Annotated in this window: 9 protein-coding genes; 4 read left to right on the top strand and 5 right to left on the bottom strand. The window is 69.2% G+C overall.

Annotation, left to right across the window (positions count from 1 at the left end):
• Window positions 1-15 precede the first annotated feature (15 nt).
• Window positions 16-519 (top strand): acyl-CoA thioesterase, encoded by a 504-nt coding sequence (locus ACFPFG_RS08285; RefSeq protein ID WP_183020989.1) that lies wholly within the window; start codon window positions 16-18, stop codon window positions 517-519.
• Here the strand turns inward: ACFPFG_RS08285 and ACFPFG_RS08280 are convergent.
• From ACFPFG_RS08280 to ACFPFG_RS08260, 5 genes are all read right to left on the bottom strand, one after another.
• Window positions 506-3445, bottom strand: a complete 2940-nt coding sequence (locus ACFPFG_RS08280) for an ATP-binding protein (protein ID WP_380105987.1) — start codon at window positions 3443-3445, stop codon at window positions 506-508. The genes ACFPFG_RS08285 and ACFPFG_RS08280 overlap by 14 nt on opposite strands.
• A gap of 251 nt (window positions 3446-3696) precedes the next feature.
• Entirely contained in the window at window positions 3697-4509 is an 813-nt protein-coding gene (gene cobA, locus ACFPFG_RS08275) for a uroporphyrinogen-III C-methyltransferase (protein ID WP_380105985.1), read from the bottom strand.
• Window positions 4510-4536: 27 nt separating this feature from the next.
• Complete coding sequence (gene ybiB / locus ACFPFG_RS08270; RefSeq protein WP_380105983.1) at window positions 4537-5451, bottom strand: DNA-binding protein YbiB; 915 nt, start codon at window positions 5449-5451, stop codon at window positions 4537-4539.
• Window positions 5452-5549: 98 nt separating this feature from the next.
• The gene (locus ACFPFG_RS08265; protein WP_380105981.1) at window positions 5550-8402 is read right to left on the bottom strand and encodes a molybdopterin-dependent oxidoreductase; all 2853 of its coding nucleotides are present in this window, start codon (window positions 8400-8402) and stop codon (window positions 5550-5552) included.
• A gap of 50 nt (window positions 8403-8452) precedes the next feature.
• A complete protein-coding gene (locus ACFPFG_RS08260; protein ID WP_380105979.1) occupies window positions 8453-9715 on the bottom strand; it encodes an NAD(P)/FAD-dependent oxidoreductase in 1263 nt (420 codons plus the stop codon).
• 416 nt (window positions 9716-10131) lie between these two features.
• Between ACFPFG_RS08260 and ACFPFG_RS08255 the strand changes: the two genes are divergently transcribed.
• The 3 genes from ACFPFG_RS08255 to ACFPFG_RS08245 all read left to right on the top strand — a co-directional run bounded on the left by ACFPFG_RS08255 (window position 10132) and on the right by ACFPFG_RS08245 (window position 13372).
• Window positions 10132-11847, top strand: a complete 1716-nt coding sequence (locus ACFPFG_RS08255; protein ID WP_183020995.1) for a methyl-accepting chemotaxis protein — start codon at window positions 10132-10134, stop codon at window positions 11845-11847.
• Between the two features lie 129 nt (window positions 11848-11976).
• A complete protein-coding gene (locus ACFPFG_RS08250) occupies window positions 11977-12621 on the top strand; it encodes a DUF937 domain-containing protein (protein ID WP_183020996.1) in 645 nt (214 codons plus the stop codon).
• Window positions 12622-12931: 310 nt separating this feature from the next.
• Window positions 12932-13372, top strand: a complete 441-nt coding sequence (locus ACFPFG_RS08245) for a CBS domain-containing protein (RefSeq protein ID WP_183020997.1) — start codon at window positions 12932-12934, stop codon at window positions 13370-13372.
• Window positions 13373-13409: the final 37 nt, after the last annotated feature.

The following is a 13409-nucleotide window of genomic DNA, read 5'->3' as shown; positions in this document are numbered from 1 at the left end:
ACCTAAAATCCAGCGATGAATTTCCCATCGCACCAGCTGAGCATGACCGTGCTCATGTCGCCCGACATGGCGAACTTTTCGGGCAACGTCCATGGCGGCGCCGTTCTCAAGCAGCTCGACCAGGTGGCCTATGCCTGTGCCAGCCGCTACGCGGGACGCTATGTGGTCACGCTGAGCGTGGACCAGGTGATGTTCCTGCAGCCCATCCACGTGGGCGAGCTGGTGACCTTCCTGGCCAGCGTCAACCACACGGGCAAGTCGTCGATGGAGATCGGCATCAAGGTGGTGGCCGAGGACATACGCACCCAGGTGGTGCGCCATGTCAACAGCTGCTTTTTCACCATGGTGGCGGTGGACGAGAACAAGCAGCCTGCGCCCGTGCCCACGCTGGTGCCGTCCACCGACGAGGAAAAGCGCCGCTGGCAGGCCGCGCTGATCCGCAAGGACCTGCGCCGCGAGCTGGCCCAGCGCTTCGAGCAAAGCCGCGTGACGGCCAGCAGCTCGGTCAAGCCGGGCTGAGAGCTGAGGGCGCGGTGGGCGGCGTCTTCCAGGTGCCGGGCGCGCTGTCCTGCAACTCGTCCAGCACCTGCTCGATGACGCGCTTGAGGTCTTCCATGGAAGCCGGCTTGGACAGCACTTCGTCGGCACCGGCCTGCAGGTAGCGCAGGGCTTCGGAGGCCTCGGGACTGGCGGTCAGCGCAATCACGCGGCAGCGGCGCAGCTGGTTTTCGGCTTCCCGCCGGCGCAGTCGCCGTATGAACTCGAAGCCGTCCATGATCGGCATGCGGCCGTCGGTGATGATGAGATCAAAGGACTCGACCAGGCAACGCGCCCAGGCATCCTGCCCATCGCTGGCCAGCGAGATGCCGTGGCCCAGCGCGGTGAGCTGGCTCTTGAGCAGCTCGCGATTGAACAGATAGTCTTCCACGGCCAGGATTCTGAGTTCGGGCTCGGCTTGGATGCCGGGCAGGGGCTCGGTGCCTGTATCGACCTGTGCACGCAGCTCCAGCTGCGCGGGCATGACCCGGGGCAGTACCTCTTCGGCCGAAGGCATATCGTCCGGGTCCACCAGCGGCAGGCTCAACCTGACCGTGAAGCGTGAGCCCCGGCCCGGCGCGCTCTCCAGGGTGATGGTCCCTCCCATGTGCTCCAGCAGGCGGCGCGTGATGCTCAGGCCCAGGCCGCTGCCGAAGGCCTGGTCCTGATGGGCCCCTGGCACCTGCGAAAAGGGCTGGAACAGCCGGGCCTGGTCCTGCGGCGCAATGCCGATGCCGGTGTCCTCGACCTCCATCTGCAGCAGCAGGCGGTCATGGCGGCTGGTGCCTTGCGCGCGCAGGGTGACGCTGCCGCGTTCGGTGAACTTGATGGCATTGCTCAGCAGGTTGAACAACACCTGCTTGAGATGCAGCGGGTCGGCCGTCACGCTGTGGTCCACGCCCTTGCCCACGTGGGTGCGCAGCGACAGCCGCTTGCCGTGCGCCAGGCCCTGCAGCAGCGGGGCCATGTCTTCGATCAGCGGCCGCAGCGCCACGGGTTGGGGCGTGGAGTCGATGTGGCCCGACTCGATGCGGTGCAGGTCCAGCACATTGCCCAGCAGCAGCAGCATGCCCTGGGAAGCCTTGTGGGCCGCGGCCAGCGTCTCGCGGTGGGGCAGGCCCCGCTTTTCGCGGTCCTGCGCCAGCTCCAGCAGGCCGATGATGGCGCTGAGCGGCGTACGTATCTCGTGGCTGGTGGTGGACAGGAACAGGCTCTTGGCCTGGTTGGCGGCCTCGGCACGCCGCTCGGCACGGCGTGTCCTGCGCATCTGGCGGCTCAGGTAAAAGCCCCAGACCAGGGAGGTGACCGTGGCCAGCGCCAGCGCCGCCAGCAGCAGCAGCAGGCGCTGGCGGTGCTCGCGCCAGAAACGCGCGCCGCTGCCGCTATCGCGCGGCGCCCATAGGCGGACGATTTCGGCCATTTCTTCGGGCGAGATGGACAGCTGGGCCTTCTCCAGGATGCTCAGAAGCTCGGGCTCGGCGGCATGCACGGCCAGGCTCACGGGGCGGGTGTAGTCCTCCAGGATGCCGGTGAGCTGCAACTGGTTGCCCAATTGCCGGGCGTTGGCATAGCGCGCTGCGTAGTCGTTGCCGACAAAGGCATCGCTGTCATCGGCTGCCACGCTGGCCAGGGCCTTGGCCAGGTCGGGATACAGCTGCAGCCGTATGCGCGGATGCTCGCGGCGCACCGTGTCTTCCAGGAAGAAGCCCTCCACCATGGCCACGCGCTTGCCCTCCAGTCCCTGCAGGTGGTGTATGCGCTTGCCACGCTGTGTGCCCGCATTCGCCTCGGGCCGGGCCATCACCACCACCGCACTGCGCAGGTAGGGCGGCAGCAGCTTGATATGGGGCGATGCAATCGGCGGCGAGGTGTATACGGGGGTGAGCAGGGCCTTGCCCGAGCCCAGAATGGTCTCGAGTTCGGCGTAGTTGCGTGCGGTCATGTAGTCGAACTGCAGGCCGGCACGGTGGCTGATCAGGTCCAGGTAGTCGGGCCCTATGCCCTCGGCCTGGCGGTCGGCATCCAGCTGTCCCAGCGATCCCAGCGAACTGTTGAGCACCACGGGAATGCGGGGATGGGCATCCAGCCACTGCTTTTCCGAGGGGGCCAGGGCCACGCGGTCGCTTCCCAGCAGCGGACGGCGGCTGCCGCTCCAGCTGTGCAGAATGTCGTCGCCATGCTGCAAGGTGATGGCGGGCAGGGCCTGGTCCAGATAGGCCTTCAGCTGCGCATCGTCATGCCGCACCAGCATGCCGAAGCCCCGGCTTTCTATAGGGGCGAAGCCCTGCACGCGCAGGTTGAGCAGGTAGTTGGCCTGGATCAGGTAGTACACCGTGACCGTGTCGCCGACGAAGCCGTCGATCTCGCCCAGGCTCAGCGCCTCCAGCGCGCGGCGGGGTGTTTCATAGGTCTGCAGCTCGCTGAGAGGATAGGCGGCCGTCACCTGGGAGCGCAACAGCTGGTCGGGCGTCATGGCCAGCCGCGCGCCCCGGCGCCCGGCGTCGAAGGGGGCGTGCGAGAGCGACACCAGTACGGGCTGGCTGGGCAGGTAGGGCACGCTCAGGGCCAGGTCGGCGCGTTCGGCCTCCAGCTCGGTGCCCTTGCAGGCCAGGTCGATCTCGCCGCGCCGCAGCGCATCGAGCACGGCCACGCGCGATCCATAGGTCTTCAAGCGCACCGGCGTGGGAAACAGCAGGCCCAGATGGTCGGCCGTGATGCCCTGGAAGCGCTCGCCATCGATCATTTCCAGGGGAGGATGGTCGGGCAGGGAAATGCCCACGGTCAGCGGCCCGCGCGCCTGCAGCCACTGGCGGTGCGCTGGAGTGAGCCAGGGCTTTGCACCGGCCGTGACGCGCGTGGCCAGCACCATGTCGGCGCCGCCAGCCAGGCCGGGCATGAGCAGGGCCATGCCAAGCGCGCAGCCGGCCAGCAGCCGTGACCACGTGCGCCGCCATGCGGGCAGCCGTGGCCGCGCAGCTGTGGAAGTGAAAGTAAGGCCTGGTGTTTTCATGGAATCCCCCGATGGCGCTACCGCCGCCTGGCGGAGCTGGCGGTCTGCCAAAACGGTCTACACGCTGTTTCGGCAGCCAACAGGGGATTTTTAATGAAAACTAATGATATTTATGGACCGATAGATTTTTGACTGCGGCAATCTGGCGCTCAGGCGGCTGCAACCGCAGCGGTGAGCGGTGTCTGAGGCTCGGCCATTGCCCGTACGCCATGGACCACATCGCCAACGACGATGACGCTGGGGCTGCCCAGGCCCGTGTCGGCAATGCACTCCACCAGCGCACCCAGCGTGGTCAACGCATGGCGCTGTTGTGGCAGGCTGGCATGCTGGATCACGGCCACGGGCGTGGCCGGGGGCAGGCCGTTCAGCAGCTCGGCGCGGATGTGCTCCACGCTGCTCACGCCCATGTAGATCACCAGGGTGAGCCGCGCATCGCGCGCGGTGGCGGCCAGCTGGCGCCAGTCGGTGCCGCTGTCGCCGGGCTTGGCGTGGCCCGTGATGAAGACTACGCCGTGCGCCCGGTCGCGGTGCGTGAGCGGGGCGCCCAGGCCGGTGAGCCCGGCCAGGCCAGCGGTGATGCCGTTGATGACCTGGACCTCGACGCCCGCTTCGCGCAGGTGCTCCACCTCTTCGCCGCCGCGCCCGAAGATGAAGGGGTCGCCGCCCTTCAGGCGCACCACGGTCTCGCCGTCCTGCACGGCGCTCAGCATGAGCTTTTCGATGAAGGCCTGGGGCGTGCTCTTGCAGCCGCCGCGCTTGCCCACGTAGACGATGCGCGCCGTGGGCGCGGCATGGGCCACGATGGCGTCGCTGACCAGGTCATCGACCAGCAGCACGGTGGCAGCCTGTATGGCCTTGAGGGCCTTGATGGTCAGCAGCTCCGGGTCGCCGGGGCCGGCACCGACCAGGGTGCAGCTGCCGCGCCGGGCGGTGTTCGCGGGGGTGTGGGACGGGGTCGTCATGGCGGGGCTCCGTTTTTTCTGGGGTATTCAGCGAATCTGATCGGCAAGGCGGGTGATGTGTTCCACCTGGCGCGTGAGCGCGGGCGGCACGGGCAGCCGGCCCGCGAGCACGTCTTCGGTGTAGCGCGCCGTGGTGTCCACGTCGATCTCGGCGGGCAGGCCCGGCACGTCGGAGGCGGTGCCGCTTTGCTGTTCGGCCAGCAGCTGGTGGGCGCCTGCCACAAAGCCGTCGTAGCGCGGCAGCCGGCGCGGGTCGGCCACGACCTCGCCTTCCAGCCCGCGCGAGAGCAGGACGTTCATGCCCAGCGTCCCGAAGGTGCCGTGCAGCATGGGCAGGTACTCGGGATGGGTGTAGGCCGTCACCAGCAGGCAGGGACCGTCGCAGGGCGCCAGCAGCTTGACCACGCTGTGGCCCGGGTTGCGCAGGCCGATGACCTCGCGCACGGACAGCAGGCGCGCCAGGGCCGGGTGCAGATGTTCGGTATGGATATGGGCCACCTGGCCGCCGGCCAGGGCCTGGGGGGATGGCAGCGGCGCAATGCCCAGGGCCTGCAGCACATCGCTGGCCAGGATGCGGCGCGCCTCGGTGCGCATGCCGTGCAGCAGCACGGGCAGGCCTTCGCGCGCCAGCAGCAGGGCCAGCAGGGGGGTGAGCACGGGCAGGCGGCGTGCGCCGTTGTAGCTGGGCAGCACGATCACGGGGCCGCTGTCGGCAGAGGCAGGAAAGCGGGCGACGCGCGCATGCACGGCGTCCAGGAAGCCGCTCATCTCCTCGACGGTCTCGCCCTTGATGCGCATGGCGATGCAAAAGGCCCCGATCTCCAGGTCGCTGACGCCGCCGTCCAGCACCTGGCCGAACAGGTCGGCCGCCTGCGGGCGCTCCAGCGCCTTGGCTCCGCGTGCGCCGCGGCCTATTTCCTTGATGTATTGGCTGATGCCCATGGCGTTGCAATCGTGGGTGGAATCCTGTGGGGGCATATTTTCCCGCAGGTTTCATTACTTTTCGCTATATATGCAAACCCGTTGTTCCATCGCCTCTTTCATGCGGCCTCCCGGCTCTTCGCCAGGGGTATGTGGCGCACCAGGCGCTTGAGCTCGGGCAGGCAGGAGCCGCAATTGGTGCCGCAGCGCAACTGGCCCTGCAGCGCGGCCAGGCGCGCGTCGTCGCTGCCCTCGCAGCGCGCAAGCGCGCCTGCGATGGCGGTCTCGTCCACATCGAAGCAGGTACAGACCTGGCGCGCACGCGGCTGGATGGCCAGCGGCGCCGAGCCCGAGGGCATGAGCAGCAGGCGGCCATAGTCCTGTGCCGGCATCTGGTCCTGCAGCAGGGTGGACAGCCAGCTGCCCGCGCGTGTGTCGCCCGCCAGCAGCAGGGCTTCGACCGTGGTGGACAGGCTGTGGCGGTCCAGCCGCAGCGCGCGGCTGTGCTGGCGGCGGCGGTCGCTGTAGCGCAGGGTGTCGGCGGCATCCAGGCCCAGCAGGGACTCGATCTGCGCGATGAGCGCGTCGCCGGGCGCCTCATGCGCGGCGGCGCGCAGCAGCACGCCGTGGCGGGCCCGGGCGGCGTCCTGCAGCGGGACGGCATTGCCGAAGGGCACGCAGCTGGCGAAGCCGAAGTGCGGCATGAGGGCGGACAACTGCTCGCGCACGGCCAGCACCCGGTCCTCGGGCAGCCAGGCCATGGCCAGCAGTGTCCAGGGCAGTTCGGCCTTTTGCAGCTTCACGGCCGTGTGCTTGAGTTCGGGCTGCTTGGAGCCGGGGCAGAAGGCCGGGGTGGTCAGGGCGTTGATGCCGCCCGTTGAGGTGCCGCCCATTCCCGTGCCCCCCAGGTATTCCCCGCCCCAGTGCATGGCCATGAAGAGTTGGGAGGGCGTCAGCGTGTCATCGGGCTGCACCGGCACCAGCAAGGCGCCGCGCCGGCTGCTCATCTGCACCAGGTCGCCCGCGCGCAGGCCGCGCTGGGCCATGTCCTGCGGGTGCATTTGCAGGCAGGGCTCGGCCGCATGGCCGAACAGGCGGCCCAGCTGGCCCGTGCGGCTCATGCCGTGCCACTGGTCGCGCAGCCGGCCCGTGGTCAGGCTGAAGGGGTAGTGCGCATCGGGCGGCTCGGCCAGCGGCTGCCAGGGCAGCAGGGCAAAGCGTGCGCGGCCATCGGGCGTGGGAAAGCGGCCATCTTCGTACAGCCGTGCGCGGCCTTGCGCCACGCCCTCGGGCAGCGGCCATTGCTGGGGGCCTTGCGCGTCCAGCAGATCCCAGGACAGTCCGGTGATGTCCAGGTCGCGCCCGCGCGTGCTCTCGCGGTGCTCGTTCCAGATGGCCTGGGCGCCTGCGGCGGCGTCCTCGGTGTCGTAGGGGAAGAGGCTGGGCCGGCCCGGGCGCAGCCGTGCCTCCATGCGCCGCGCGCAGTCCACGGCAATGCGCCAGTCATGGCGCGCGGCGCCGGGCGCCGCCACGGCGGGGCGCACGCGCGAGATGCGCCTTTCGCTGTTGGTCACCGTGCCGATCTTCTCGCCCCAGGTGGTGGCAGGCAGCAGCAGGTCGGCGTAGGCGCAGGTGGCGGTGGTGGCAAAGGCCTCCTGCACGATGACGAATTCGGCCCGCTGCAGCGCGCGCCGCACCAGGGCCTGGTCGGGCATGCTTTGCGCAGGGTTGGTGCAGGCTATCCACAGCGCGCGGATCTCGCCCTCGGCGGCGGCCTCGAACATCTCCACGGCGGTCTTGCCGGGCCGTGATGGCACGGCGTCCACGCCCCACAGTGCGGCCACTTCGGCGCGGTGGGCCGGGTTGGCCAGGTCGCGGTGGGCCGACAGCAGATTGGCCAGCCCGCCCACCTCGCGCCCGCCCATGGCATTGGGCTGGCCCGTGAGCGAGAACGGCCCCGCGCCTGCGCGCCCGATCTGGCCCGTGGCCAGGTGCAGGCCGATCAGCGCGGCGTTCTTGGCCGTGCCGTTGCTGCTCTGGTTCAGGCCCTGGCAGTACAGGCTGAGCGTGGCGCCACGGGCGGCGTCGTCGCGTGCATCCCCGCCCAGCGCAAACCATTGCGCGGCCTGGAACAGATCGTGGCGGGGCAGGCCGCAGAGCTCGCCCACGCGCTCTGGCGTGGCCTCCCGCACCAGGGCCTGCAGGTCGGCAAAGCCGCTGGTGTGGCGTGCGATGTAGCCGTGGTCCAGCCAGCCTTCCAGCTCCATGATGTGCAGCATGCCGTGGAACAGCAGGGTGTCGCTGCCGGGGCGCAGGGGCAGGAAGAGGTCGGCCATGCCGGCCGTGTCGGTGCGACGCGGGTCGGCCACGATGATCTTCATACGCGGCCGCGCGGCACGCGCCTGCTCGATGCGCCGCGTGAGCACGGGATGCGCCCAGGCCGCGTTGCTGCCCGCGATGAAGAGGCAGTCCGCATGGTCCACGTCCTCGTAGCAGGCCGGTGGCGCATCGGCGCCCAGCGTGAGCTTGTAGCCGGCCACGGCGCTGCTCATGCACAGGCGCGAATTGGTGTCGATGTTGTTGGTGCCGATCAGGCCCTTGGCCAGCTTGTTGAAGACGTAGTAGTCCTCGGTCAGCAACTGGCCGCTCACATACAGGCCCACGGCGTCGGGGCCATGCTCCTGCACGATGGAGGCCAGCCTGCCGGCGGCCAGGTCCAGCGCGGTGTCCCAGCCCACATCCTGGGGCGCCGCGCCGCGCGTGGCACGCAGCGCGGGCTGCAGCAGCCGCGTCTGCCGTGCCAGGGCGGGCGAGGCCGTCAGGTGCAGGGTGCTGCCCTTGGTGCACAGGCGGCCGTGGTTGGCGGGGTGCGCCGGATCGCCGCGCACGCCCGTGATGCGCGCACCATCGCTTTCGATGAGGACGCCGCAGCCTACGCCGCAATAGGGGCAGGTGGATCGGGTTTCTTGCATGGTGGGCCTGGGGTGGATGAGGGAGGGGCAGGGCACGGGCGCGGGCGCCGTCACGCGCCGCTGGCCTGGCTGGCTTGGCCGGCTTGGCCGGCTTGGCTTTCGCCGAACATGAGGCGGTCGCGCAGCTGCTGCACGGCCACGCCATCGCGCAGCAGGCGGAAGTACCAGCCGCCGTCCTCGGTGTCGCCATACAGGCAGGCGCCCACCAGCCTGTCACCGCGCAGCACGAGCTTGCGGTACACGCCCGCGCCGGGGTCGCTGAGCACGATTTCCTCCGTGCCCTCGTCGCCGCGGAAGTCGCCCGCGCTGAACAGATGGATGCCCGTGACCTTGAGCTTGGCCGAGGTCTGCGAGCCCGGATAGCGGCCGATGCCGATCTCGGCCAGGTGGTTGGCCAGCACCTTGCCCTGCTCGAACAGCGGCGCCACCAGCCCGTAGGCCACGCCCCGGTGCACGGCGCACTCGCCCACGGCATAGATGCGCGGGTCGGTCACGGTCTGCAGCGTGTCGCTGACCACGATGCCGCGCTGCACGTGCAGGTGCATCTGCTCGGCCAGCGCGGTCTCGGGCCGGATGCCCACGGCCATGACGACCAGCGAGGCCGGTGCCTCGCGCCCGTCCTGCAGGTGCACGCAGGCCACGCGACCCTGGCCGTCGCCCGTCAGCGCCCGGGTCTGGGCCTGCATCAGAAAGCGCATGCCGCGCTCGGCCAGCGAGGCCTGCAGCAAGGCGGCGGCGGTCTCGTCCAGCTGGCGGTCCAGCAGGCGTTCGCCTGCATGCACCACGGTAACGTCCATGCCGCGCTTCATGAGTCCGTTGGCGGCCTCCAGGCCCAGCAGGCCGCCGCCGATGACCACGGCATGGCGGTGGCTGGCGGCCGCGGCGATCATGGCCTGGGTGTCGGCAATGTCTCGGTAGCCCAGCACGCCTTCCAGCTCGCGCCCGGGCACGGGCAGCATGAAGGGGCGCGAGCCCGTGGCCAGGATCAGCCGGTCGTACCCGGCGCTCACCGGCTGGCCGGCCGCGTCCACGGCATGCACCACGCGGCGCGCCCGGTCCACTGCGTGCACGCGGCAGCCGGAATGCAGGGTGATGCCGTGCTGCGCATACCAGGACCAGTCGTTGAGGATGATCTCGTCCAGCTGCTGCTCGCCCGCCAGCACGGGCGACAGCATGATGCGGTTGTAGTTGGGGTGGGGCTCGGCCCCGAATACCGTGATTTCGTAGAGGTCGGGCGCGATCTTGAGCAGCTCCTCCAGCGTGCGCACGCCGGCCATGCCGTTGCCCACCATCACCAGCCTGGATCTTTTCATCGTGCCCCCGTTGCGGTTCGGAAAATAAAAAAAGGCGTCCCCACGCTGCGCGGCCGATGGCTGCGCGCGGGGTGACGCCTTTGTCCGGGCCGTGGCACGTCGTTGCGCCTGGCCCTGCGGCCATCCATGGCCACGCCCGGGGTTTAGCAAGCCGCGTGCCAGGGTCGGATGACCGGGTGCAGTCCCGGAGCTGAAGACCTGCGTTCCCGCACCGGGTCCAGGCTGGTGCGCTGCATGCCTCAAAGCGGTGCGCACGCTATCGATACGGTCATATCAGACGACTGAATCTAATGGAGGTTTTGTTTTTATTTGTTTCAAATGTGCCGGTTCGGGGTAGAAACTTTGAGCTCCGGCCAGCGGTTTGCCGGGCCGGATAGGGCACGCAGGACTTTTCATCTTCAAGGGGGGACACGCCTATGAGAGTGAATCTGCCGGTCAGCACGCGTGAATACGCATTTCCCAAGGGCCAGACCCTGGTGTCCACCACGGACCTGAAGGGCCGCATTCTCTACTGCAACCCGATGTTCATCGAGGTCAGCGGCTACGAGCGCGAAGACCTGCTGGGCCAGCCCCACAACATGATCCGCCACCCCGACATGCCCGAGGAAGCCTTCCGCGACATGTGGCAGACCATCTCGGCGGGCCTGCCCTGGTCCGCCCCCGTGAAGAACCGGCGCAAGAACGGCGACTTCTACTGGGTCATGGCCAATGTCACCCCGCTGATGGAGGGCGACCAGCCCTCGGGCTACATGTCGGTGCGCACCGAGGCCACGCGCGAGCAGACCGAAGCGGCCGAGCGCCTGTACGCCACCATGCGTGCCGAGAAGGACGCCGGGCGCCAGGTCCACGTGCTGCGTGCCGGCCACCTGTTGCGCAACAACCTGCGCGGCCGCCTGGCCAGCGCATTGAGCCTGGGCCTGGCCGGCAAGCTGGTGCTGATCTTCTTCATGGTGGTGGCGGCGGCCTTTGGCGCGGCGCTGGCGGGCGGGCATACGCTGGACGCGTGGTCCGCGCTGGCCTGGCTGGCGGTCTGCATCTTCACGGGCCTGGCCGGGGCCTGGGCCTACCGGCTGACCGTGGCGCCGCTGGCGCAGATGGTGCTGCTGGCCAACCGCCTGGCGGCCGGCGACCTGACGCAGACCATACGCATCACGCGCAAGGACGTGGTGGGCGATCTGCAGAAGGCGCTGAGCCAGCTCAACGTGAACCTGCTGTCCATCGTGCGCGATGCGCGCGAGGAAAGCGACAAGATGCAGATCTCCAGCCGGGAAATCGCGCAGGGCAACCAGGACCTGTCCGCGCGCACTGAAACCCAGGCGGGCAACCTGCAGCAGACGGCGGCCTCCATGGAGGAGATCACGGGCACCGTCAAACACACGGCCGACTCGGCCCGACAGGCCACGGACCTGGCCGCCCAGGCCAGCGAGGTGGCCGAACGCAGCAGCGGCGCCGTCGATGGCGTGGCCGCCACCATGAAGCAGATCCAGGCCGCGTCGGGGCGCATCGGAGAGATCACGCAGCTCATCGATTCCATCGCCTTCCAGACCAATATCCTGGCGCTGAACGCTGCCGTGGAGGCCGCGCGCGCAGGCGACCAGGGCCGGGGCTTTGCGGTCGTGGCGGCCGAGGTGCGCAGCCTCTCGCAGCGTACGCTGGCGGCGGCCAAGGAGATCCGCGAGCTCATCGATGACTCCGCCGCCAAGGTGCTGGACGGCAACCAGAGGACCGAGGTGGCGCAGAAGACCATGGTCGAGTCGCTGGACCTCGTGCGGCGCGTGAGCCTGCTGATCGGCGAGATCCACAGCGCCTCCAGCGAGCAGCTCAGCGGCATCTCGCAGGTCAACGCGGCCGTGGCGCATCTGGACAGCATCACGCAGCAGAACGCGGCCCTGGTCGAGCAGAACGCAGCATCGGCCATGGCCTTGCAGGCCCAGGCGCAGACCGTGTCGGAAACCGTGCAGGTGTTCCGGCTGGACGCCACGGGTCGCTCGCCTGCCGCAGCGGCCGATGCCGTGGCCCTGCGCCGGTCCATGAAGGCGCAGGCACAGAGCCAGGCACGCAGCCAGGTGCAGGGCCCGCCACAGATGCGGCAGCCGCGCGCGCAGCCGCAGAGAGTGCTGACCACGATCTGAGCGCGGGGTGCCACGTGGATGCTGGAAAACATCGTTGACACTTGGACGCGGCGCCGTCATGTGCGCTGCGCAAGCTTGCGCATACCATGTGGTTTTGTGTTGACCGGGCGACCGGATGAAGGAACGACCATGAACTCCAGCTCTTCCCTGGCCGACGAACTGATGGCCCAACTGCAGGGCGCGCCCATGCAGCAGATGGCGGACCAGATCGGCGCCAGCCCCGCTCAGACCGAAAGCGCCGTGGGCGCGGCCCTGCCCGTGCTGCTGGCCTCGCTGGGACGCAATGCGGCCGAGCCGCAGGGCGCCGCCAATCTCTTCGGCGCGCTGCAGCGTGACCATGGCGCGGCCAGCGGTGGTGCTGGCGGCCTGGACCTCGGCGGCCTGCTGGGCTCGCTGCTGGGCGGCGGGGCCGCTGCAGGCGCGGGCGGCAATGCGGGCGGAGGCCTCGACGGCGCAGCCATCCTCGGCCATATCCTGGGCGGCAACCAGCAGCGCGCGCAGGACGGCCTGGGCCAGGCCACGGGCCTGGGCAGCGGCGGCGCCGCGCAACTGCTGCAGCTGCTGGCACCCATCGTCATGTCCTTCCTCGCGCAGCGCGTGAGCGCAGGCGGCATGGATGCCGGCGGCCTGGGCCAGGCCCTGGGCCGCGAGCATGCGCAGGCCCGGCAGCAGGGCGGTCTTCTGGGGAGCCTGCTGGACCAGGATGGCGATGGGCAGGTGGGCCTGGGCGATCTGCTGAAGATCGGCGGCAGCCTTTTTGGCGGCCGCCGCTGAAATGATGCAACACCCCCTGAGCCGCTTCGCGGCTTCCCGTTGCACGGCGCCCCCTCTCTCGCTTCGCGGGAGGGGAATGACGCCGTCGGCTAGGCGCCCCCGCCGCGAGGCGGCTCTTGCTCGGCGTCCCTGGCTTAGGTAGCGCCAGTCGTATGCGCTGCAGGCGGCTCTATTGCAGGACTAACGGATAGGTTGGGATCAGGGTAACGGGCAGGGCCGGTGCGTGTGCATACACGCGCTGGCCCTGTTGCTTTTTGGGCGCAGTTCGGATGACACTAGAACCGAATTGGCGAACGACTGAAAGGCTCCCATGACAGCAGTTGCAGACATTCTCAAGTCCAAGGCCAGCGGCGCGGTGTACAGCATCACGCCTACCGATTCCGTGCTCGACGCGCTGCGGCTCATGGCCGACAAGGGCATTGGCGCCCTGCTCGTGATGGAGGGCAGCGAGATCGCGGGCATCGTCACCGAGCGCGACTACGCGCGCAAGATCGCGCTGCTGGGGCGCACCTCGGGCGCCACGCTGGTGCGCGACGTGATGACGCGCGACGTGCTGTTCGTCGGCCCCACCCAGACCACGCAGGAATGCATGGCGGTGATGACCGAGAACCGGCTGCGCCACCTGCCCGTGGTGGACGAGGGCGGCAAGCTGCTGGGCCTGATCTCCATCGGAGACCTGGTCAAGGACATCATCTCCGAGCAGAAGTTCATCATCGAGCAGCTGGAGCACTACATCTCGGGCCGGCACTGAGCCGCAGGCCGGCCGGCCCCGGGCGCAACAGATGGCG

Origin of the sequence: Delftia deserti, from assembly GCF_042653485.1 — a bacterium.
GTDB lineage: Bacteria > Pseudomonadota > Gammaproteobacteria > Burkholderiales > Burkholderiaceae_C > Comamonas > Comamonas acidovorans.
This window is presented reverse-complemented; position numbering and strand designations above follow the sequence as displayed.